The sequence below is a fragment of the Spirochaetales bacterium genome, assembly GCA_016930085.1.
In the GTDB taxonomy this organism is placed as follows: Bacteria; Spirochaetota; Spirochaetia; order SZUA-6; family JAFGRV01; genus JAFGHO01.
This window is the reverse complement of record JAFGHO010000134.1, coordinates 15,121-39,480: the sequence shown is the minus strand read 5'-3', so window position 1 is coordinate 39,480 and position 24,360 is coordinate 15,121. Positions and strand designations below refer to the sequence as shown.

The window sequence follows — 24,360 nt, the reverse complement described above, 5'->3', positions numbered from 1 at the left end:
TCCGCCTTCCCGGATATATTATCCGCCTTCCCGGATATATTATCCGCCGTGCTTTGGTAAAAGGAGAAGATTAACAACAACGGGATGATATGCACCTTTTTCATGATCTCACCAGCCTGAAACCAGGGGAATAATCTTTTTACAATATAAATGTACCCGATTTATCCGAAAGGCGTCGTCCGTGCGGGTAGCGACGGACGGATTTCGTAAGGAATAGGCGAGAATTACCATGAAGTCGATATTAGTATATAACAAAAAACGCCCTCATTCTCACAAAAAGACACTTCACCGCGGGGGCTTTTTTTTATCCGCGGACGATTCCAATTTTTTTTACTCGAACGAAAAGCCTTGTAGCTATTGATTTTTCCAAAAAAATGGTTATCATTAATGATACCATAATATAACCATAATACGGTTCAAAGGAGGGAGGAATGAAATCGATCACCATAAGGGGAATCGACGAGCAGCTTGAAAAGAAACTGGGAAAGAAAGCAAAAGAAGAGCATCAAAGCCTCAACAGGACCATTCTGTCATTGCTGAGAAAGGCGCTGGGAATCGTAGAGAAGGCCCCCTATGCCACATATGACGACCTCGACCACCTTGCCGGGACATGGACGAAGGATGATGAAAGCGAATTCAATGAAGCCGTTTCCGGCTTCGATAGTATCGAAAGTGACATCTGGAAATGAGAAAGGTACTCATCGATACGAATGTCTACACTCATTTTAAACGGAATAATCCGGCCGTCACGGAAACTTTCAGACATATCGATTTCATCGGGATTGAGGTGACGGTACTCGCGGAATTGTTGTCAGGATTCAAAATGGGAAGTAGAGAGAAAAAAAACAGGGAAGAACTCGAAGAATTTGCCAATTCGCCACGGGTGCATCTCATTACCCATGATGAAACAACGGCGGAATTCTATGCCGCAATATTCGCCGGATTAAAGCAAAAAGGAAGGCCGGTCCCGACCAACGATATATGGATCGCCGCGACCGCCATGCAGAACGGTCTCGCCCTTTTTACCATGGATAACCATTTCAGCGAGATCCCGGGGCTGATACTGAAGACCGCCGGTGATTATTAAGTAAACCGGAACCCGATAACGGTGATATCGTCCCGCTGCGGGGCGTCCCGTTCGAAGTCCGAAAGCGATTTTTCAAGAAATACCTTTTGATCGTCCAAAGACATGACCGCGCACGATTTCAGATACCCGAAAAACCGCTGCCTGCCCATGGGTATGGTACTGCCGGGTGAGTTTTGTTCGTAATAACCGTCCGTCGCCAGGTAATAACAGGTCTCACCATCCAGCGGCACGTCGTGGTTCGCGTACCGGTAATCCTCACGGGATCTGACATACCCGATACTCTGCCGGTCTCCCTTTATCTCTTGGAGGATTCCGTTCTGAAAATACAAGAGTGACAGCCGCGCGCCGGCAAAAACCAGTTTCTCTTTCTTCGTATCGGCGTAACAGAGGGCGATGTCGAGTCCGTCATCCGAGAGTGGATGGGGCGTGTTCTGTTTCAGTGTTTCTCTCATGAGGATATTGAGGTTCCCGAGAATCGCGGAAGGATCGTCATGGACGTAATCGTCGGCGATACGGTTCAGGACCGAGTTCGCCGTCATTGTCATGACCGCGCCGGGAACCCCGTGCCCCGTGCAGTCGATCACGGCAACAAGAAATTCCGTATCGGAGAAGCTTTTGAACCAGTATATATCGCCGCTGACGATATCCCGCGGCTTCCATATGGAAAAATGGCGTATATACCGGTCGAGGGTCGATTCACCCGGCAGAATGGACCGTTGTATACGGCTGGTGTAGGTAATGCTGTTCACAATGATCCGTTCGTATTCACGGGCCTTGAGGAGAATGGCGACCCGTGCCTGTAATTCGCGGGGATTGAAGGGTTTCGAAATATAGTCATCGACACCTTCGATGAGCTTTTTTATTTTGTATTCTTCCGACGTCTGCGCGGTCAAAAGTATCACTGGAATCTTTTTCGTTTTCTCGTTTTTCCTCAACGCGGCGATGAGCTGATTCCCGTCCATCTTCGGCATCATGACATCGCTTATAATCAGGTCGGGCACAACGGCCGACACGCTCGCCATGGCTTCTTCCCCGTTTTTTGCTTCATACAGCGCGTATGTGTCTTTCAGAATTTCACTGATATACTGTCGCATATCGTCATTGTCTTCGACGACAAGGACCTTCTCCTGTCCCGGTGCCGTTCCCTTTCCGCCGGCACCTTCCCGGCCTGTATGGATCGTCCTTTTTGCCTCGAGGGGCAAGACCGCATCGTTATCGGGTAACGTCTCGCCATCATCGCCGGTGATAATTTCCTCCTTTTTCAAATGCGTCTTCCCGGCAGGAAGATAGACGGAGAACTCGGTAAACGACTCCAATTCGCTTGTCACCTCGATCGCCCCGTGATGGAGGCCGACATATTCCTTGACAAGTGATAGTCCGATACCCGTTCCTTCGGCATCCCTCGTCGACGAACCGTCGACCTGCCGGAACCTGTCGAAAATCGATTCAAGTTGATCCTCCGGAATCCCGATACCCGTGTCCCTTACCTTGATGACAACGACATCTTCGATACCCGATTGCCTGTAAGAATCTTTCCCGATTGCCGACGATACGCCGACCGGACCGGAAACACTCACGGTGATACGGCCGCCTGATTTGACGAATTTGAACGCATTCGACAGGAGATTGTTTATCACTTTTTCAATTTTTTCGGTATCGATAAAGAGAAGGCATGCTTCCCTGTCCGTGGTGAGAGAAAGATCGATGTTTTTGCCTGCCGCGAACGAATGATATACTGAAACGATGCGCCTCAGAAATTCGACGATATCGGTTTCACGTACCCGGAGTGTCATCTTTCCGCTTTCGATCCTCGCGAGGTCGAGCAGCTGATTGACGAGATACAACAGGCGTTTGGCGTTTCGTTGAATCACCTCGAGCCGGCCGCGGACCGTTCCGGAGACCGATGCCGAATCGGAACTGAGAAGCGAATCGAGCGGCCCCAGGATGAGGGTGAGTGGGGTCCTGAACTCATGGGTGATATTCTGAAAAAACAATGTTTTGAAATGGTCCAGTTCCTTCAGCTTCCTGTTCGTCTCTTCCGTCTCCTTCCTGAAAAATGCCTCCGCCTCGTAATGTATCGAGCGGCCCAGTATTATCTGAAGCCTCCTTGTAATGGTGGAAACGATCCCGCCGGTGATAAGAAAAAATCCCGGATACATGATCGCGAGATCCCATGAAAGCACCGGCTCTTTGTAGTTCTCGATAACGACAACGGGAATATCGGTAAAGAATACGGTGTAAAAGTATATAATCAGGTATCCGCATGATGAAAGCACGGCCGTATAAACCGGCAGTCTGGGACGCTGATAATATCCCGAAAGACAGATAACAAGGAAAAAGACTGTAATGGTGACGGTTCGTGTCGCATGCAGCCAGCCCGACGTTACGGAATAAAGATAAAGCAGAAAAATAATCGCTGTGACCGTGACGGTGACCGTCATATACTTGAAAAACCGGTAATATATATCTTTTTTGAGGATGATGAACAATATAAGATTATAGAGAAAAAACAATCCGATAACGATCACATCCGCTTCGAAATTCGGCTGGATACCAAACAGAATGACGATGATGAATACAATAAGCAGGATAACAGCTGAAATGACAAAGGTGATTTTATTGACCCTTTTTTCCCCTTTTTTCTCTTCTTCGAAAATCAATTCTTCAAGCTTCGCTTTTTCCCTCGCGGTCAGGGAATCGAGTGCGCCGCCGGTCTTTTTTCGCTTAAAGACATTCATCATCATCGTGACGATAGTACCATGTTTATCCGTTTTTCTCAAGAAAAAGATACCGTGGGCGGGATACGGGTTTATCGTCAGTCACATCCCCCTCTATCAGGGACACGAGACCCCATGAGGGTTATCATTACGAGATTTATATAGTATAATCAACCGATGGCAGAATCACTATCATTGAGAATCAGTCTTATCATTCTTGCGGGAATCACGGCACTCTTTTTAGTCAATCACGAGGTAAACTCGAAATACCGTCACCGTATATTTCCCGTGACGGAAGTGCAGAAACGATATGTCTGTATGGTACTCGGTGCGAGCGTATGGAAAAACAAGCTGCCGTCGCACATTCTCGAAGACAGGCTTCGCGTGGGGATCGCGCTTTATGAAGAAGGCCGGGTTGAGAAGCTGCTGCTTTCAGGCGATCACGGCCGGGACGAATATGACGAGGTGAACGTCATGAAGAACTATGTCGCCTCACAGGGTATCGATGTCAAAGATATCTTTACCGACCATGCGGGCTTCAGGACATATGATTCTCTCTACCGGGCGCGCGATGTATTCGGCATCAAAAGCCTCATTATCGTGACAAACTCCTTCCACCTTCCCCGCGCCCTCTATATCGCCAACAGACTCGGCATCGATGCGATCGGTGTCCCGTCAGACCTGAGAATCTATCAAACGCAAACGAAAAACAAGGTCCGGGAGTTTTTCGCCAGGATTCTGGCCTTTGTCGACATCAACATCACAAAACCCCTTCCCCGCTACCTCGGCACACCGATCGATATCCACGGAAGCGGGTCGGCAAGTCATGATTGACCGTCTTCCATGGCAGGATTGAGTTCTTCATTTCGTATCGGCTCTAACGCGATGTTCTTTTCGCCGAAAGAGACACTCCAGCCGAACTCTCCCGTACGCGGCGAACGAAGGGTAAGCCGCGCGTGCCATCCTTCCTCTTCCAGTTCATATTCGCAACCGCCGCCGGCCGAGACCGCGTCGATCGTTCGGCCGTGGGTATAGAGTGAAAGGATATACGGATCGTCCTTCACGATACGGGACATCCCGTTCAGTTGACCGTTTTCATAACTCATATTCACGATCGATACCCCCCCCTGACTGATATGCCTGTTTACCGAAATCACCCAGGGGTGGTCCCTCATTTCCTTTATGCAAAACAACTGCGTGTCCCGCGCGGCGGGCCCGCCGCAGGGGAACGTGTTTTCATAGACGCCCAGAAACCGGTCGTTCCAGAAATCGAAGACGGTATAGGCGGTATGTTCCTTGAGACCGATCTCACTGAAATCGATTTCACCAGGCGGATCGCCCATATCCATATCTGCGACGACCACCCACTCGTCAAACGGCCGCACAATCTCGAGCAGCCAGAGATCGGGGCGCTTCTCGTACGGAAACAGGTTGAGCGGCCTGACTGCCGGACCTCCGATCACCGGAAGCACGTGGCGCAGGATGGAGAGTTTTTCTTCCGTCAGTGACCGGCTTACATCAGAAAAAGAGAGAAGCGTTCCGGTCACCCCGACAAGCGTCGCCCATGTCCGTGATTCTGTCGCCTGCAGGTTTCCGAACACGATGTGGTCCGGATCAGCGGTCCAGACAATATTGTGTTCGTAGAGATATTGCCGGAGATCTTCCGCGGCGATCGTGACATAGATCCACTCCGAACCCTTGTCCTGCCCGATACGAATCGCATTGGGAATGCCCGCGATCTCGGGCACCCTTCCCCAGCAGCTCAACACGTAACCGCCGTCCGCCGCTTTTATCAGGGCCTTCCAGCCCGTGCGGAGCGCTTCCTGCCACCTCATACCCTTTGCCTTGAAATAATCAGATGCTTCCCGGTAGCCTTCGTAAGCGACATGGTACATTCCGTCAAGTTTGAAAAAATCGATCCCGTTCGCCCGTTGCGCCTTCACTCCACGCGTCAGCCATGCGTCGACCGCCGCGTTGTTCGACGCGTCGCAGTAATGAAAACCGTGCCACTCATTGTAGAGGAATTGCCCGTCCCCGGAGTACCGTATCCAGTAGTCCGGATTGATCTCCGGATCTCCCGAGAACCCGAAGGGCGACATCCATATTCCCGCTTTCAGGTTCCCGTCGTGGATAAACTCCGCAAGACCGTTTATACCGGAAGGGAATTTACGGTTAGCTTTTGTCCAGTCAATGCCTGGCGGGACATTGTACATACCCGCCCCGGGGGCGGTCTGTCCGGTAAACCACCCGTCGTCGACGATGATGTGGGTGAGTCCGTAATCCCCGAGGTTGTCCGCGCACCATTCGGTCGCAGCCGTCACGTCATCTTCCGTCACGGCCCCGCCGTAAGCCTTCCAGGAGATCCATGCCGACGGGACGGAATCCCTTATATGTGAGGTTCCCCCTTCATAATACTCGAGACCCCGGTGGTATTTATAGAAACCGGGTTTGAAATCGATGACGATCTCACCCTTTCCCGTGACGGAAAACTCAAAGCGGTTCTTCTCTCCCGCGGAACCGGTATACTCAAAACCGGAAAGGCGGGGGTGAGTGAACTCGATCGCCCAATCGTCAGCGGGACAGTAAATGCCGTTATTGAGTCCGCTCGCACTCGGTCCGCTGCATACGCGGATAACCTTTTCGAGCCGTTCGTTTTTCTCGGGGGCGCATGGAAATGCGCCGTAACCGGATACTTCACCGGAAAGAGCGAACTCATCACCGGATGTGTCTTCAATCCGTAAAAGACATCGACGGGTAACCGTATTTCCTTTTTTTATCGTTTCGAGTTCATATGAAAACAGGCATCCTTTTCGAGTATCCTTGACCGGCGGATTCGCCGGTATTACCATCTTGAGACCGGCTTTAAGAATCGTTTCGTTGTCATAGACGAAAGAAAGTTCTCCTTTCGTTCCGTCAAGCACAACTTTCAGTTTCCCTTCGGTATTCATGAGAACAATACACGCGATACCGACCATGATACCGATAAAAAGTATATTGCCGCCGATAACCAGAGCAGCGGTCTTGATCGCCTTTGATTTCGGTGATTGATTTTCCATTCTGTCTCCTCCCTTTTTAAATGAATCCGGTAACGTTCATCGTCACCGCGTGTTCATGTATCGAATGCACCCATCCCCGTATACCGCGACAGACCGATTATTTATCCGGTCTTTTTCGCAAACCGGTCTATGATTACCTTGAACCGGTTGATGATATTTGCCATCGGATAAAAAATGTAAAAATGACGTATACCGGGAGAAGGTTCCACCTTCCGCACTTCACTGAATTGTTTTATGAGAATGACGATGATCAGAAAACGCAATGCCCCGGAAAAAAGGAAAATGAGTTCGAAATTATAAGCGGCAAAAAAAGGAACGGCGAACTGTTTTGTCAGGATTGTCAGCACCCCCCCGGTAACCGATCCCGCGAACGCGCTGATATTATTGAGTGAAGTAAAATAGGCCGATATTTTTGGAATATTCTCGGCCTTGACACTGTCAAAAATGTAGTTCTGACTCGAAAGATTGAATCCGGACCAGACAAAACCGGAAAAAAGCTGAATGATGATGAGTATATAGAAATTCTTGACGACCGCCCATCCGATAGTGATGAGAGGAAGCGACAGCGCCGTTACCAGCACGATACGGTAATTACCGTACGAATCGGAAAGGGTTCCCCAATACCGCATGGCCAGAAAGGTCGAGACCATGGACGACATCATTACAATCGTGAACTGAATGTAATTGAAACCGAGGGATTTGATGAGAAACACGGGGATGACCGGCGCCATGATATTGACCGAAAAGGTCAATAAAAACGAGAAAAGCGCGAATCTCCCGAAATTTGTCGTTGCGAGTTTCCTTAAAAAAATACGAAATTTAAAGGTTTCCGCGTCCGGGGTGACGACCAAAGGCGGTTCGTATTGTTTCGCCAGTGGAATAACGGATGAAAGACGGGAAAGGCTTGCGATTGTAAAAAGAAGAATAAAGCCGATGTATTCGATCCCGTTTTCTCGCATTACATGAAGCGTCAATCCGGCGACTATGATCGCACAAAACATGACGAAATTGATAATCCTGTTTCTCGTTCCCCAGAACGTCCCGCGAACCTTTACCGGCACGATATCGTTCATCCATGATATCCAGCCCGGACTGGCGATATTGTTGGCGAACGCGCCGCAGGCAAAGGCGATCAGAATGATCAGGGGATTCCGCGTCAGGAATGCACCGTAAACGATGATGAGAAAGGAGATGGCGTGAAGTATGTTGCAGCAAATGGAAAGAAGCTTTCTTTTCCGAAGCCGTCGCACAACGCGCGCACCGATGAGTTGTGCCATCGAGACGCCGAACTGCATTGATCCCTGCATCAGACTCACCTGCAGGGCGGTTGCTTTGAAAAAGAGTGCAAAAAGTACGATGTTATTCTCTGCGAAGCCGTACATAACCGCCCAGAGTATTCCGTCGATAACGGAATAAAAGAGGGCTTTGTTTATGTTCCTGTCTGTTATCGTGGGGAAAAAAGGCTTCATCGACTCTTTTTACACGCCACCTTATTCGAGTTCTTTCAGACTTTTCGTGATTCTGTCCTTGTCGGCCAAGCAGTCCGAGAGCCTGTCCCGTTGCTTCTGTACCACATCCCGGGGCGCTCGTTCGATAAAGTTTTTATTTTCGAGTTTCTTCCGGCAGACATCTATTTCGTTATTGGCCTTAAGGAGTGCTTCCTTTAGCCGTTTCTTTTCGAGTTCATCATCGATAATATCATGCACAAAAAGCTGACATCCGCCCGCTATCTTTGATGCCGAACCGGGCATCCGTTTTGCCCCCTGTTGCAGATTCACCGTCTCGATACCCGCGAGTTCTTTAAGCACATGGATATTGTTCCCGATAATTCCTTCCGTTTCCTTTTGCGGATCGAGGGTGACGGTGAGTTTTTGTTTCGGAGGTACGGATCTGTCGGCCCGGATATCCCGGACCGCCCTGACAATCTCCTGAAGGATTGAAAACGCCGAAACCACCTCACCGTCTTCCGAGTCCATCAACGGACGCGGCCATGCCGCAGTAATAAGATCCCGTGAAGGAGAAAGGGAAGCGATCGTTCCAAGCCCGCGTTCGGCCGCAAGCGTCCCGAGCTTTTGCCAGAGATATTCAGTCATAAAGGGGATAAAGGGATGAAGCAGCCTGAGTGTGACATCCATCACAAACGTAAGCATCCGGCACGCGATATCACGCGAAACATCGGTCTTGTTGTACAACCGCGGTTTAGCGAGTTCCAGGTACCAGTCGCAAAAATTCGACCAGAAAAACTCCCTTACCGCATTCATGGCGTACGATGGATTGTATATCTCGAGGCCATGCGTCACCTCCCGTATCGTCTCACTCAGCCGGCCCAAAATCCACCTGTCCTCGATAAGCAATTCATCCGGATCGATATCCGTATCCGGGGGATCTCCTAAATTCATAAACACAAAACGGGCGGAGTTCCACAACTTCGTACAGAAAGCCCTCCCGGTTTCAAAGCGTTCGCTGATCAATGTTGCCTGTTTCAGATGCGGAAGCGTGCCGAGTACGTCGAACTCTTTCCCACAGGCGCCCTTTCGCAGAGAACCATCGGTGTTTTTCCCGCACACATAGCAGAAGATACTGCTGCCGTGCTTGGTGATCCCCAGGTCGTTGTGATAGCCGCATTCCGGACAGACCGCGGTGACCGGCAGGCGGATATCCTGGGTGCCGGTCTGCATATCGCAGAGCACATAGCGCATTGCGTCCGTTCCGTACGCCCCGATTATATCCACCGGATCAATCCCGTTTCCCTTCGATTTACTCATCCTCACTCCCTTGCCGTCGAGGATATTTGCGTGAATGAAGACATCGGTAAAAGGGACGTCGCCAAGGCAGTAGAGTCCGGCAAGAACCATTCGGGCTACCCAGAGAGTGATGATGTCACGCGCCGTTACCAGGCAGCTTCCCGGGTAGTAGTAATCGAGACAGTTTTCGGATCCGTTTTGAGCGCCTAAAACCGCCTCGCCTTCTTCGATTTCAGCGGTTTCAGGGGAGGGCCATCCGAGTGTGGAGAACGGCCAGAGCGCGGAGGAAAACCAGGTATCGAGGACATCCTTGTCCTGTTCGAAACCGTGTTCTTCAAGAAGACGGATAACGCCTTCGGTGTCCGAAAGGAGGCAGACGTCGATACGGCATGCTTCTTCCCGATGCCACGCGGGCGGCTTCAAACCGCCGAGTTCCTTTTCGTGAAAAAGCACCCCTCTTTCCGTATCGATTGCATTGATACCGACAAGGACTTCCTCTTCTTCGCTGTTTTTATGTTTCAGGTATTCCGCAATTTCAGCAAAAACTTTCTCGTTTCCAAGCGCCCCCGCTTCATATGTCTTCGACCAAACCGGGATTCTATGCCCCCACCAGAGTTGCCTGCTGATAGGCCAATCGCGTTTTTCTGACAACCAATCGAGGTATGTCTTCGTATACCGCTCCGGATGGATCGCCACCCTTCCGTCTGAAACAGCATCCATGGCTGCCTGAACGAGACCGGGCGAGGAAAACTCCTTTTTCGTTCCCCTGCCCATGAGGATGCCGCCGTCCACATCACCCATTTTAATGAACCATTGATCGGAAAGAAAAGGCTCGACCGGGGTCTTGCTTCTGTCACTGTGACCGATCTCGACCTCCCGTTCCTCCGTTTTCTCGAGGAGTCCCTGTGCCTTCAGATCGGAGACGACCGCCTCGCGAGCCTGAAATCGGTCCAAACCCGCATACGGCCCCGCGTTTTCGTTCAGGGTTCCGTCAGAGTTCAAAATATTGATGATATCGATCATGTCCCTGTGTCGCATCCAGACATCGTAGTCATTGTAATCATGGGCGGGGGTGATTTTAACGCAGCCGGAACCGAGTTCCGGTTTCGCCCATTCGTCCGTGATAAGGGGGATCGGTCTATCAAGGAGGGGAAGGTTGACCTTCCTGCCGTCAAGGGCCATATCCCTGAGGAGAAGAAGCCGCGGCAACACGGCGTTCTTTCTTTCTTCGAGTGCCGTGCGTTTTTCTTCAAGCTCCGCCTTCACGGCCCCGGAGACGTACGACAATTGTTCTTCCGTTTCCTTAATGATTTGGTTCAGCGCCTTTTCCGGGTCGGGATGTACCGCGACCGCCGTATCGCCGAGCATGGTTTCCGGCCTTGTCGTCGCCACGACCACATTTTCGGGTTCGCCTTTTTGGGGATCGATAACCGGATAGACAAGATGCCAAAAATAACCGTTAATGGTTTCGTAATACATCTCGTCATCGGAAATCGTGGTGCGCAGATAAACGTCCCAGTTCACGAGACGTTTTCCCCTGAAAATAAGTGAGTCGGAAAACATCCTGAAAAAAGCGTGCCGTACCGCCCCGGCACACACCGCGTCCATGGTAAACCGCTGCCGCTTCCAATCGCAGCTGCAGCCCATCCGCTGCTGCTGTTCGATAATACGGGACTGATACTGGTCCTTCCATCGCCAGATACGCTCCACAAGCCCGTCTCTTCCGACATCGTGGCGCGTCAGCCCCTCGAGTTCCTTGAGCCTCTTTTCGACAACCGCCTGTGTGGCGATACCGGCATGATCGGTACCCGGCATCCAGAGTGTATTGTCGCCCATCATCCTGTGCCAACGGATAAGAAGATCCTGCATCACATTATCCATTGCGTGCCCCATATGGAGCGCCCCCGTTACATTCGGAAGCGGCATCATCACCACATATCGTCTGTCGGGCCCCCGGGAATCCGGGACGGCATGGAATGCACCGGATGAAAGCCACCGTTTATATATAGGTTCCTCGACTTCCGAAGAATTATATGTTTTTGCAAGTATTTCCTTTTCACTCATGCTGTATATCCTCATCCTGATCACTAAAAATAATTGGACTTACGAGTTGTTCATTTTTTGTTTCCGGTTATTGGTATAATTAATACAGAAAAAAGTCAATGCCGGGCGTTGACGGTATCGCTTCCCGGATTACTATGGTATTCTTTCAGCCCGTCGCCGGCATCCTGATTTCACATATAATTCGAACCGGAAGATTTCGTTATGGTTCGCCTGTTTCTGCCGTCAAAACGGAAGGTTCTCCCCCTTTCTTCTTTTTATCGTAGAGAAGCCCGTAAAAACATGGGACAAAAACAAGGGTCGAGGCCGTTGAAAAAATAAGACCGAATACGATCGTACTCGCCATGGGTCCCCACACCACAGAGACTCCTCCGATCCCGATCGCGGTCGGGAGAAGACCGGCAATGGTGGTGACTGAAGTAAGAAGAATTGGCCGGAGACGTGTTTCTGCGGCCTCGATGACGGCCTCACCGAGGGGCCTGTTTCCCTTTTTCAGTTCATTGATAAAACTGATAAGGACGATCGCGTCATTGACCGCAATCCCCGCCAACGCGACCCCGGAGTAGAGGACCGTTGTGGAAAAAGGGGTGCCCGATATCAAAAGAAAAACGATGACCCCGACAAAGGCAAAAGGTATCGAGACAAGGATGATAAAGGGTTGGCTGTACGACTTGAATTGTGTTGCCAGAATAATGTAGATGAGTGCCAGCCCGATCAAAAATATCCGCAGGATCTGAAATATCAAATCGCCAAACTCCGCAAACTCGCCCCCGACACTGAGTGTCACATCCGGAAATTTCGATTTGTACTCCTCCTCAAAAAGACGCACGATATCGGTATTGATACTCCGGATCGTTTCATTCGTATATGCATCCGCCTCGATGGTAACCTCACGTTTCCCGTCTTCGCGACGGATCGATGCAAGCCCCCTCCCCTGTTCTATCGTGCATACCGATGAAAAGGGGATAGCCCTTCCATCCGGAGTAATGAGTTTCAACTCTTCCATCTCTTCGATCGAGAGTGAGGGACCGGAATCAAAAGTCACGATAATGTCGATTTCCCGGTTGTCCTTGAAAAAGGAACTCGCCGTGATTCCGTCAAAGCTTGCCTTAATCGCCTGACCGATCGAAAGGGTTGAAAACCCGAATTGTTCAGCCCGATTCTGATTGATCCGGATTCGAAGTTCCGGCGTTCCCTGTTCCGCATTGTCCCTTATATTGAGCAGTTCCGGGTAGGAAAAAAGCCGTTCCCTGATCCCCTGCCTGACGGTATCCAGATGTTCCAGCGAGTTGCCGAATATTCTGAAGGAAACCGGGGGTGTAACCGGGGGACCATTGACCGCTTTACGGTACTGCACATCCTCGATCCCGGAAATGTCGTCGCACAGTTCACGTATTTCCGCCATGATAAGGCTGATCGGCCTTTTTCGCCCTTCCTTGCGTTCGGACAGATCGACCGTGATCTGGGCGATATTGCTTTTCACCGTATTGCTGTTGCTTCCGGAAGCGAATCCGATAAAAGAGTTTATCGCCGCCACTTCACCGTTACCGATAAGCGGCAGCAACCGTTCTTCGAATGACGAAACCACGGCCTCGGTTTTGCTTCTATTCGAACCAAGCGGCAGTTCGATATCGATATAAAAAAGGGTGAAGTCTTCCGCGCTGAACAGGTCCTGCCTTATCAATGGAACCGCAAAAAAGAATCCGATCGTAACAATCACGAGAAGAATGACGACGATACGCCTGTGCAAATAAAGCCGCGCGATCATTCTTTTAAAACGGGCTCGTATCGCTTCGAAAATAACCTGCCTCCTCCTCTTCACCTTTCCAGGCCATTCCGCATAATGCGGCGGAAGGAAAAATGTCGCTTCGAAAGTCGAGGCCAGCAGGGCGATCGAAACAGTCAGTGGAATAACACGTAAAAACTTCCCGATCGTTCCCGGCAGAATCATCAGCGGCAGGAATGCCGCAACGGTTGTCAGTGTCGAGGCGATAACCGGAATGATTACCTGGTTTGTGCCCCGTATTGCCGCCTCTCTTCTCGTAAGACCGCCCAGTTCGAGCCGGTAATTATTCTCGACAATAACGATGGCGTCGTCGACAATCAACCCCAGAACCAGGACGAGTCCGAAAAGGGTATTGGTATTGAATGTTTCACCCATTAGTTCGAGTATGATAAAGGTAATTGCAAAGGTAACGGGAATTCCGATCGCGGTCATTATCGCGTTTCGAAGGCCGATAAAGACAAAGAGAATGACCACAAGAAGAATAAAACCTATCAGGGCATTTGAAAGAAGGGTATCGATGCTGTCACGAATCTGGACCGTCGAATCATTTAACAGGGTAAAGCGAATCCCCTCAGGAGATGTTTCACTGAAAGTCCCGATATGGTTCTTGATGCGATCGATCACACGCGTCGAGCTTCCACCGGTCACTTTCGCTATCCGGAGGGTAATCGCGGGGCTGCCGTTCAACCGGGCTACGATACCCCGTTGATCGTAGCTTTCCGTGACAGTGGCGATATCGTAAACATGAATGGTTCCCGGACCGCCCGTACGATCACTGCGGACGACGATGTTTCTCAAATCATCGAAATCATCGATATTGTTGATCGTCCTGATCAAATATTCCCTGTTGTCCGTTTCTAGAATTCCCCCGGGAACATTGATGTTGTTGGCCCGGATCGCCCTTACCACCTCGTCGATTGAAAGGCGAAGCGCCTCCATTTTCTGCCTGTCCGCCTTGATGACCAGCCGCCTGTCACGGGATCCGACAAGATTGACCGAGGCTACCTCATCGACGCCGCGCAGCTCATCTTCCAGCTGTTGCGCGGTTCTGTTGAGAATATCATAGGAAACATTTCCCGAAAGGACTACTTCAATGACGGGGAGGAAATCGGCAGCAGAAAAATCGTCGATTTCCGCATCGAGGACGCCGTCGGGCAACTCCACCTTGTTGAAACGCGTCTGTACTTCCTGATAGAGACGGTCGAATTCCTCTTTCGGAATCCCGTCGTCGAACTCTATGCGGACGATACTCAATCCCTCACTCGTGGTCGAAACGATACGTTTCAGGTTTTTGGTTCCTTTGTATTCATTTTCAATCTTCACGGTTACATTGCGTTCGATATCCTCGACGGAAACACCGGGATACGGAACGATGATGTTGACCCAGAAAAAGGGCACCTCGCTGAATTGTTCCTGCGGAAGCCGGCCAAGACTCAAAAACCCGAAAATGAGAATGGCGATCATGAGTATATTTGCCAGTACCGCATTGTTGACCGAGAACTTTCCTATACTCATCGATACCCTCCGCTTTTCCCGACGACCGATGCCCTGACCGGATAACCGGGTTTCAGAGAAGATATTCTCGAAATGACGAGAAGGTCTCCCGGCTCGAGCCCCGCCTCGACAACGATCCGTTCACCGAATCGTTCTCCGGGACGTATCAACGCCGCCTCGGCCTTCCCGTCTTTCGCGACAAACACATAGGTGCCGCCTTCGCGATTGACGATCGAGGAAAGGGGTATAATGACGGCTGTATCGCCGCTTTTGGTCTTGATATCGGCGACGGCCGACATGCCGGACTTCACATCGCCCGCCTTTGAGTTTTTCCAGGAAATGAGAACGGGGAAGCTTCCCGTCTCCCGATCGCTTCCGCCCGCCACGGCGGTGACCGTCGCGGATATCCTGTTTTCTCCGGCTGCAGGAACGTCGACGACCGCCTCCGAGCCGATCTCGAGCAGGACAACCTGTCTTTCACCGACACTTGCCCGGAGAATGAACGCCGAGTCGTCGATGATCCGCGCTATCCGCTGCCCCCGGTTCAGATAATTACCGGCTGAAATCCCCTGTTCGCGGCGTGCGACCGTCCCGGCGATTGGTGTTCGTATCGTCGTGTCTTCATAGGCTTTAAGCGCCGATTCATACCGTGCCTTCTGGCCGTTAAAGACGCTTTTTGCCCTTGTCAATTCGAGGAGGGAGGTATTCCCGCTTTTATAAAACTTTTCTTTCGCCTCAAGATCGAGTCGTGCGGTTTCGAGATCCAGTGCGGCCTGATTTCTCGTATACAACGCGATACTGTCATCCACCTTTACGAGCGCCTCACCTTTTGCAACTGTATCACCCGCTTCAAAACCAATCGAGACAATGATGCCGCTTGTTTCCGATACCACATCCACCTCATTATTTCCCTCGATGATCCCCGACACCCTGATTTCCTCGATCAGGGCGCCTTTCGATACCTCGAGGACATCGACCGAAAGAGCCGGAACATCATCCGGGGCGGAATACGTCGCGTATGTCCCGCCGTCCGAATCCTCACCAGAACACGCGTGATAAAAAATAAGCATAATAAATAATGATAACGGAAAAAAATTTTTCATCATGTCGGCAACCTCCGGAAATCACTTGTCATATATTACTCAGATATTAAAAAAAAGATAAGGTGATTTTACTTTTTTTTTCTTGACAGTACGACAATTGTCGTGCTATATTAACTACTATGGTAGTTAATATAGTTTCAGAGTTGATGAAATTCGGTTTTACCGAATATGAAGCGCGTGCCTATATCGGCCTGCTCAAATCGAATCCGGCGACTGCCTATGAAATCGCAAAAACTTCCGGGCTTCCGACATCGAAAATATATGAAGTGCTGGCGCGGCTTTCGGAAAAGGGGGTCGTCATCGAAACGATGAAAGGCAATAAAAAGCACTACAGCCCCCTTGAACCCACGGAGTTGATCGGAATTTACCGGGGAAGGATGAAGAAAACACTCGAATCCCTCGAAGAACAGCTTTCGATCGTTGGAGAGGAAACAGAAATTTCATACATCTGGAACATATCGGACTATACCGATTTTATCGAACGTGCGCGCCGTATGGTATCCGGTTCACAATCAACGCTTTTGATTTCGACATGGAAAGAGGAAGCGGAACACCTTGCCGATCTTCTCGAAGAAAAGGAAAAAGCGAAAATAAGGATGGCGATCGTTCATTTCGGCAAACCGAATATCACGACCGGGCAACTTTTTCCCCATCCGATCGAAGACACGATCTATGCGGAAAAGGGCGGCCGCGGTTTTGTCCTGATCGCCGACGGAAGAGAAGCGATCGTGGGAACCGTGGAAGAAAACGGTAACGTCGAAGGGGCATGGAGCAGGAACTCGGGATTCGTCACCCTTGCTGAAGACTATGTCAAACACGATGTGTATATCATGAAAATCGTCAATCGATTTGACAGGCTGCTGATAGAACGGTTCGGCAACAATTACGTCAAATTACGGGATATATTCAACGACGAGGAGGTATGAAAATGAAGGTATATATCGACGGGAAATATTACGAGAAAGACGAGGCGAAAATATCGGTGTACGATCACGGACTTCTCTACGGGGACGGGGTGTTCGAGGGTATCAGGGTGTATGCCGGAAAAGTATTCAAACTGGAGGCGCATATCGGGAGATTATACAGAAGCGCACAGGCAATCGCTTTAAATATACCGATAAAGGAGGCCGAAACGGCGGCCGTCGTTTTGAAAACGGTCGAATTAAACGGAATACACGAGGGCTACATACGCCTGCTGGTCACACGGGGAAGGGGCGATCTGGGTGTAGACCCCCGCAAGTGTCCGGTTCCTTCCGTTATTGTTATCGTCGACGATATTTCACTCTACCCACGGGAGTTTTATGCAAAAGGAATCAGCGTGATAACCGCCTCAACCAGGAGGATGCCGGCCGACTGTCTGGATCCGAGGATAAAATCACTCAATTATCTCAATAACATTCTGGCAAAAATCGAGGCAAGCCGTGCAGGCGCGCTTGAAGCGATCATGCTCAGCAGGGAAGGTTACGTGACGGAATGTACCGGTGATAATATCTTTATTATTAATAATAAAACCATTATTACCCCCCTTTCACACTCCGGCATTCTCGAAGGGATAACACGGGAAACCGTGATCGAATTATCCGGGGCGCTGCACCTTCCCTTCCGGGCATCCACCCTCACCCGTTATGATCTCTACAACGCGGAAGAATGCTTTCTTACCGGTACGGGCGCGGAAATCATTCCCGTTATCTCCATCGACGGCCGTACCATCGGGACAGGAAGCCCCGGCCCCGTAACGCGCCGGCTTATCGAAGCATTCAGACAAAGGGTGACATCCATATAACACAAAGGCCCGCGATGCGGGCCTTTGTTTATATTTGCGTGTCATCGGGCATCAACCCTTGTACAAATCGTCAAAGATTTTCTGGGCCTTGACCACCGCATGGCGCATCATGTCTTCGGCACGGGCCGTTTCACATTTCTGAAGCAGGTTGAGAAGTTCTTTTTCATCGAGATCGGCTGCGGCTTGTTCACAGGCATCCCAACTCAGGATACTTCGAATCACCCTGTCGACTCCCTGTTCTTCCGTATCATGCGCCCTTGTCTGCATATCGTGGCCTTTCCAGCGCTTGTACCCCGCGCCTTCAATCAGACCCGCGACAGCGATATTCATCCCGTTCACACGGGCTCCATGGTCGATATCGTATTTTCCCGGACCGCCGAGAATAATACCGTCGTTGTAACCCTGGCTGTTGATATGCATATGGACGAGCATTTTGTTGTCGATCTCTTCCACTGTATCATGGACGATATCGAGCCCGATCATTTCCGAATGCCCGAACTCTTTATTGACGCCCTTTTTGGCAAGCGGGATATTGAACTCTTCGGCAAGCTTTCTCCAGAGAACGATCGCGCTCGCTACCGTGGGAAGCAGCATCGCGGGATGGCCTTCGTTCGGTTTGGGTTCGATTGCGACGAACAACTCACCGCCCATTTTCTGTTCGATCTTGCAGATACCGGCGATCCCCTCTTTCAAGTTACGGTACATTTCCCGTACGCCGATCGAAGCAAGGTCATAGCCGAAGGAACCGTTCCACACGACGAGTGCGGGCGGAACGTCGTGATTCCATGATTTTTTCAGCTTGTTGTAAGCGAGTTCGACACACCGCTGTCCGTATTCATTCGCTTTTTTCCGTTCATCGGCGTTGAGTGAACAGATGCCGCCGTAGGGAAAATACCGGTGCGCCCCCGGTGTAACCATGGCACATGCGATACCCGTATCGACGAGTGCATCAGCGACCTCGGAAACATTCTCTTCATTATACTCGTAATTATAATGCATCTCGAAACCGAGTTTGATGTGTGAGGGCATACGCGGGGCGATCTTATCCTTGATCAGCTTTATCTTGCCGACCGTGGAAAGTTTTTCGTCACTCCACAATTCCCTCGTATCGGACGGGGTAAACCCGCCTTTTCCTGCATTGAATGTCCATGCACAGACACTGTGATAAGATGGTTTCATTTATTAACCCCTTTCTCTTTCTCAGAATGTAATATAGTCTCCAGAATGGATTTCCATTCTGCATAGATTCCTTTATATGATGATGCGGCTTCTTTCTGCGGTTCGATCGTATGAACCTTCGTCAAACCGGAGAAGGCCTCTTCCGCACTCTTGTATATTCCCGCACCGATACCGGCTCCCCGTGCGGCACCCTGCGAACCGTCCGTGTTATACAGTTCGACCATCGAACCGCTCACATTGGCAAAAATCTCGCCGAAAAGCGAGCTTTTGAACATATTCGCATAACCCGCCTTTACCTGGTTTATACTGATTCCCATCCCCTCGATTATATCGAGGCCGTATTTCAGCGCAAAGATCACCCCTTCCTGGGCGGCCCTGAGGACATGTTCGCGCTTATGGATGTTGAAATTGAGACGTGCTACCATGGACCCGATATCGATATTCTCGAGGGTTCGCTCTGCCCCGTTTCCGTATGGGAAAAAGAAAAGCCCTTCGGCCCCGGGTTTCGACTGTCCGGCGGCGCCGTCCATCTCCTTATAATCCATACCGGGCACCAGCGTATGTTTCAGCCAGCTGTAGAGAATTCCGGTTCCGTTGATACAGAGAAGCGTTCCGTAACGGTGGTTTTCTTTTGAATGGTTGACATGAAGGAATGTATTGACACGGGAAAGCGGATCGTAGGAAATTTTGTCACTCACCGCATAGACTACCCCCGACGTCCCTGCCGTTGCCGCAACGTCGCCGGGATTGATACAGTTGAGGGACAGGGCATTGTTCGGCTGGTCTCCCGCCCTGTATGAAATCGGAATGCCCGCTTTCAATCCCAGCTCTCCCGCCGCCTTTTGCGACAGCCGGCCGTGGACTGAAAAAACCGGAACGAGATCGGGAATGAGTCCACGAGACATTCCTCCCGCATCGAGGACCTGATCCGCCAATGCGTCACGGGTAAAATCCCACAGGATTCCTTCGGATAATCCCGTACCGGTTGTCTTTACTTCACCGGTCATTTTCATCGCGATAAAATCGCCGGGAAGCATGGCCTTCCACACCTTGCCGTACACATCAGGCTCATTCTCCCGTACCCAGAGGAGTTTTGAGGCGGTGAAATTTCCAGGAAGATTGAGGAGATGCTTGAGACAATCGTCGCTGCCGATTTTACCGGCCATCTTTTCTCCCATCCCCACAGCCCGGCTGTCACACCAGATTATCGAAGGACGCAGGACATTCAAATCGCGATCCACGACAACAAGACCATGCATCTGGTAGGAAATACCGATCGCCCCGACGTCATTCATCTTCGAACCGGCTTTTTCTTTAATTTTACGGCTTACCTCGACAACATGTTTCCACCACACCGAAGGCTCCTGTTCCGCCCAACCCATTTTTTTAACGATCATGGTCATCTCGTCATCAGGGGACATGGCATTTGCTACCAGTCTGCCGGTCTCCGCTTCCAGAAGGCATGCCTTGATCGACGAACTTCCAATATCAAAACCTAATAAATACACGTGTTCCTCCCTTATCGTCTATTGTTTATGCATTTTACTTAAGCGTAATCGAAGCTTAGCTACAAGCATTTGAATAAAAAAAAATATTTATCGGCTGTTCCTGTTAAAAGAACAGGAAATACAGCGAAATGATATTATTCTTTTTTATCATTAAATGTATATAAACAAAAAAAAGAATATTAGGCAAGATACAAAGGAAAATATTAATTAAAATGACCGGCGATAAACCGCAGGCCGGCGAATATCTTACCGATTAACATGATTCGCTTTAGGCGATGCGGAAGAGACATCGGCGATCTTCCGATGATCCATTCTCTCTATCATGGTTTGTGGGGTAATCCATTAAATGATATATTTTAGGCATTTTATCAGGATAAAACGTTTTTTAAATAGGTCTTTTCAAGGATGGTTATCAAAGATATTTCAATGGTGTCATTAATTGGCGAATTCCATATAGTCACTTAGCATAATAGCAGGAACCTTTCCCTAGCGGAATTGGATTAAGACCGGGGCTTATCCAACAGGAGATTGTCCGTGGAAACAGCCGGCGAAAGCGGATACCCGATATCGGACTAATCGAATGAACAATAAGGGAGATTCAATTAATATCCTTTGCGGGGTCCCTGAAACGTCCTTACGCGTATTTCCGGATGTTTCCGTTTACCGGTAAAATCCCGCACCGGCGAACGAGACAATGGAATTGGCGCCATAATCGATCGACTGGTCATACAGCAGGAGTTTCGATTTTTTCGGGTTAAGCAGCTTTAAAAGGGTATAGATTGCCGGTATCCCGCAGATATTGGTACGGTCCGTTTGTTCGGCGATACGCTGTATAAACATCTCGGCATCGCCGTCCAAAACCGGTTCGAGGAGTTTCCGGTCGCTTTCTTTAAGCTCCCCCGCGACGGTATCCGTAATTGTGATATCCTGATTGAAACGCTGCCCGATATGGCTCAAATCCACACCCGCAATGACGCATACATCACCGTCAAACATATCTATTGTTTCACCAAGGGCATCGATAAACTCTTTTATCTCCGCCTTCCGATACGGGGAGGTATTGTTCATTATGCTTTCGTGCATCGAAGAACAGAGGACGGGAATGATCGATATACCATTCTTTTTCTGAAACAGGTATTGGAGGAAAAGAACCTGGAACTCGATCGAGTGTTCGTTTTTATGGACAAACTCGTCGCTTGAAAAGTCGCGCCTGCATTTTCCCCTGAGTATCGAAATAAAGCGTTTTTCCGAGGGAAGAATGCCGAATGGTGTTTCGAAATCCTTCTCCGTGACTACAAAGGTTTTTTCCGTCGGCATATGAGCGATACCGAGAATGAGAAAGGTCTCGGCGTTACACTCTCTTGCGAGTTCCGCATAGCTTTGAGCGAAACAGAGCCCTCCCCTTTCAATATCGATGTGAGGTGCCATCAGTCCAATGAGACGTCCTGTCGGCTTCGATGTGTCGGGAATACCCGGACTATCGGTACGATTGAAAAATTCCTCGAGTTGCAGCCGTAATTTTGACGGATCTCCTTCATACGCGCTTCCCGCATGAACGGCGGACCGGACCGTATTGCCCCTGAACGCGGCAATCTCTTTCTTTCGCTCCTCGATAAATCGTTCGGTTTCGAGAAAAAAATATTCATCCAGCTTATCGATAATCTGCCGGACGATTTCACCGGTTACCATCACCCCGAATTGTTTTGAAAATGCTTCCTGAATATCGACGATCGAATGCCGGCCGTCGAAAAGCGTACAGATAAAAAATATCTCCGGCTTTAACATAACGATTTTTTTAGTAAAACCCTCGAGATCGCGAAGACCGATAAGGTTATCTTCCATCGCGAATGCTTCGACCGGGCGTAATTTCGGATAATCGGCTGGCATACTTAATTGTACCATGAAGATTATTGAGCTTCAATACTCAGATAATTTTTATTTCATCAACATCTTTGACGGTACATACCTGCCGGGCTGTAAAAACCGGTGATCAAACTCCGTATCTTTTCATTACACTATAATCACTTGCTCCTTTCTATTTTTATGGTTACTATTTGTTTTTTATTAACTACAGATCGCCCCACGCCTTAAAATTGAACAGCTGTTTTATAATAACGATACAGCCGCCTATTCTATTGTCATTGTGGGGCTTCCGCAGATGCCCGGCAGTCTCATTGTATTTCTAATTATCGTAATAATAATTGGTTTGTTTTCCTATACAGCATTTTAAAGATTACGAAAAAAACAAAAAAGATATAGAAATAGACAATAGAACAGAAAGCCTCTCCGAAATTAAAGACTATTTGTTAACGTTGGATAACTATATTGATAATCAGATTAAAGTTTTAAAGAATATCACTAATGAATTAAAAGAAAAAACTGAAGAAAAAGAAGCAATAGAAGAATTATCATCACATGATTCTGAAAATATTAAGTATCTACTATGTTTTCACGATAATTTTTAATTCTGGCCATCAATAATTATTGCATTTATTACAGGAGTGGCCTCAAGCGGATTAGTTGCAGTTATTGTTGGATTGAGTAGAAAAATACTACAACAAAGAAATATAAATAAGAAAACAACAGAGACCTAAAACAAAAACGCCCATGGCCCTTTGGATTTTATCCTTCTTGCTTCTATGGTTTTTTCATATACCCGGCTTACGTATCCATATCCCGTAAAAAATTGAGTATGTATGCTTTTTATATTTATTTTTAATCCGTGATAATCGGTGTCAATCCGTGTCTGCCTTATTCTTTATAAAAATCTTCGTGATCACCTGTTCCTTCTTTTTTCCGCGTTGCTTCATGCTCCTTCCACGGGAACACCATACATTGCGCCCCTGCATCCGAAACAGGCCGGTTGCCGTGCCGGCCGCTGCGCGCCCTTGACTTATTCCGTGGTTATTATTATACATATATCCCGGCGGAAGGAGAATTTTTTCCCGGCGGAAGGGGAATTTTTTCCCGGCGGAAGGAGAAAAATCGTTCGACGAACCATGGAAACACTCTACGTATCCGACCTGGACGGAACGCTGCTCAGATCAGACGAATCGTTAAGCGTCTATACCACAGAAACACTCAACCGGCTCATCGCAGACAGGCTTTCGTTTACCATCGCCACGGCAAGGACACCCGAATCGGCGTCGCGTATCCTCGACGGACTGAACCTGCGGTTACCGGTCGTCTATATGAACGGCGGGTATATCAAGAACCCCCGCACCGGACGCCTCCATGCCGAATATTTTCTCGACCACAGCCTCATTTCATCCGTTCTCGCGCTCTTCAACAGGTTTTCGATCTCACCGATCGTCTACGCGGTTACCCCGGAGGGCGAAAAAAAGATATTTTATCTGGGAATCAACAACAGCGCCGAAGAGCTTTTTATCAACAGCCGTCTTAAGCGGGGTGACAGACGGCTGCGTCTCGTCGAGAGTATGGATTTTCTGCACGACCACCGGATCATCATGATAAACGGCATAGAAATCCCGCAACGGCTTGCCCCCCTTATGGATTCGGCGTCAAAAGAGTGTGCGGCAGCCTGCACATTACTCGAAGATGTGTATTGCCCCGGGTTCTGCTGGATCGAGATCGCCCACCGCGCCGCCAACAAGCGCGACGGAATCATATTCCTCCGATCGTATCTCAAACCGGACCGCGTGGTAAGCTTCGGAGACAACCTCAACGACATCGGCATGTTCACGGCATCGGATGCCGCTTTTGCCGTGGCAAACGCACATGAAAAATGCAGACAATGCGCAACGGGGATCATCGAAAGCAATGATTCGGACGGGGTGGCAAAATATCTCGCCGGAACGCACAACGCACGCGTCTGACCGTGT

15 protein-coding genes are annotated in these 24,360 nt (G+C 49.5%); 6 read left to right on the top strand and 9 right to left on the bottom strand.

Features of this window, described 5'->3' with window-relative positions; all coding sequences use genetic code 11:
- The first annotated feature begins 431 nt into the window (after window positions 1–431).
- A complete protein-coding gene (locus JW881_22160) occupies window positions 432–689 on the top strand; it encodes a hypothetical protein (GenBank protein MBN1700232.1) in 258 nt (85 codons plus the stop codon).
- On the top strand, window positions 686–1,087 hold the full coding sequence (locus JW881_22155) for a type II toxin-antitoxin system VapC family toxin (protein ID MBN1700231.1): 402 nt from the start codon (window positions 686–688) through the stop codon (window positions 1,085–1,087). Before JW881_22160 ends, JW881_22155 begins: the two co-directional genes overlap by 4 nt.
- On the opposite strand, the gene JW881_22150 is transcribed toward JW881_22155, so the two are convergent.
- Window positions 1,084–3,867 carry a response regulator gene (locus tag JW881_22150; GenBank protein ID MBN1700230.1) on the bottom strand — a complete coding sequence of 928 codons (2,784 nt, stop codon included), beginning with the start codon at window positions 3,865–3,867 and terminating at the stop codon, window positions 1,084–1,086. The genes JW881_22155 and JW881_22150 overlap by 4 nt on opposite strands.
- Window positions 3,868–3,981: 114 nt before the next feature.
- Here JW881_22150 and JW881_22145 point away from each other — a divergent pair, with 114 nt between their 5' ends.
- The gene (locus tag JW881_22145; protein MBN1700229.1) at window positions 3,982–4,638 is read left to right on the top strand and encodes a YdcF family protein; all 657 of its coding nucleotides are present in this window, start codon (window positions 3,982–3,984) and stop codon (window positions 4,636–4,638) included.
- Here JW881_22145 and JW881_22140 read toward each other — a convergent pair.
- From JW881_22140 to JW881_22120, 5 genes are all read right to left on the bottom strand, one after another.
- Complete coding sequence (locus JW881_22140; GenBank protein ID MBN1700228.1) at window positions 4,629–6,860, bottom strand: alpha-galactosidase; 2,232 nt, start codon at window positions 6,858–6,860, stop codon at window positions 4,629–4,631. The genes JW881_22145 and JW881_22140 overlap by 10 nt on opposite strands.
- A 101-nt stretch (window positions 6,861–6,961) precedes the next feature.
- Window positions 6,962–8,329, bottom strand: coding sequence for an MFS transporter (locus tag JW881_22135; protein ID MBN1700227.1), 1,368 nt, complete (start codon window positions 8,327–8,329; stop codon window positions 6,962–6,964).
- A gap of 21 nt (window positions 8,330–8,350) precedes the next feature.
- Window positions 8,351–11,668, bottom strand: a complete 3,318-nt coding sequence (locus tag JW881_22130; protein ID MBN1700226.1) for a valine--tRNA ligase — start codon at window positions 11,666–11,668, stop codon at window positions 8,351–8,353.
- A 199-nt stretch (window positions 11,669–11,867) separates the two neighbouring features.
- Window positions 11,868–14,966 carry an efflux RND transporter permease subunit gene (locus JW881_22125; GenBank protein ID MBN1700225.1) on the bottom strand — a complete coding sequence of 1,033 codons (3,099 nt, stop codon included), beginning with the start codon at window positions 14,964–14,966 and terminating at the stop codon, window positions 11,868–11,870.
- Window positions 14,963–16,051 carry an efflux RND transporter periplasmic adaptor subunit gene (locus JW881_22120; protein ID MBN1700224.1) on the bottom strand — a complete coding sequence of 363 codons (1,089 nt, stop codon included), beginning with the start codon at window positions 16,049–16,051 and terminating at the stop codon, window positions 14,963–14,965. The genes JW881_22125 and JW881_22120 overlap by 4 nt, the downstream gene beginning before the upstream one ends.
- Before the next feature lie 143 nt (window positions 16,052–16,194).
- On the opposite strand from JW881_22120, the gene JW881_22115 reads away from it, so the two are divergent.
- The gene (locus tag JW881_22115; GenBank protein MBN1700223.1) at window positions 16,195–16,974 is read left to right on the top strand and encodes a TrmB family transcriptional regulator; all 780 of its coding nucleotides are present in this window, start codon (window positions 16,195–16,197) and stop codon (window positions 16,972–16,974) included.
- Window positions 16,971–17,831 carry a branched-chain-amino-acid transaminase gene (ilvE, locus tag JW881_22110; protein MBN1700222.1) on the top strand — a complete coding sequence of 287 codons (861 nt, stop codon included), beginning with the start codon at window positions 16,971–16,973 and terminating at the stop codon, window positions 17,829–17,831. The genes JW881_22115 and ilvE overlap by 4 nt, the downstream gene beginning before the upstream one ends.
- A 51-nt stretch (window positions 17,832–17,882) precedes the next feature.
- Here ilvE and JW881_22105 read toward each other — a convergent pair whose 3' ends face one another.
- From JW881_22105 to amrB, 3 genes are all read right to left on the bottom strand, one after another.
- Window positions 17,883–19,010, bottom strand: coding sequence for a hypothetical protein (locus JW881_22105; GenBank protein MBN1700221.1), 1,128 nt, complete (start codon window positions 19,008–19,010; stop codon window positions 17,883–17,885).
- A complete protein-coding gene (locus JW881_22100) occupies window positions 19,007–20,518 on the bottom strand; it encodes a carbohydrate kinase (protein MBN1700220.1) in 1,512 nt (503 codons plus the stop codon). The genes JW881_22105 and JW881_22100 overlap by 4 nt, the downstream gene beginning before the upstream one ends.
- Before the next feature lie 660 nt (window positions 20,519–21,178).
- Window positions 21,179–22,405: an AmmeMemoRadiSam system protein B gene (gene amrB, locus JW881_22095; protein ID MBN1700219.1), complete on the bottom strand. Its 1,227-nt coding sequence runs from the start codon at window positions 22,403–22,405 to the stop codon at window positions 21,179–21,181.
- Between the two features lie 1,112 nt (window positions 22,406–23,517).
- On the opposite strand from amrB, the gene JW881_22090 reads away from it, so the two are divergent.
- A complete protein-coding gene (locus tag JW881_22090) occupies window positions 23,518–24,354 on the top strand; it encodes an HAD hydrolase family protein (protein MBN1700218.1) in 837 nt (278 codons plus the stop codon).
- Window positions 24,355–24,360 lie beyond the last annotated feature (6 nt).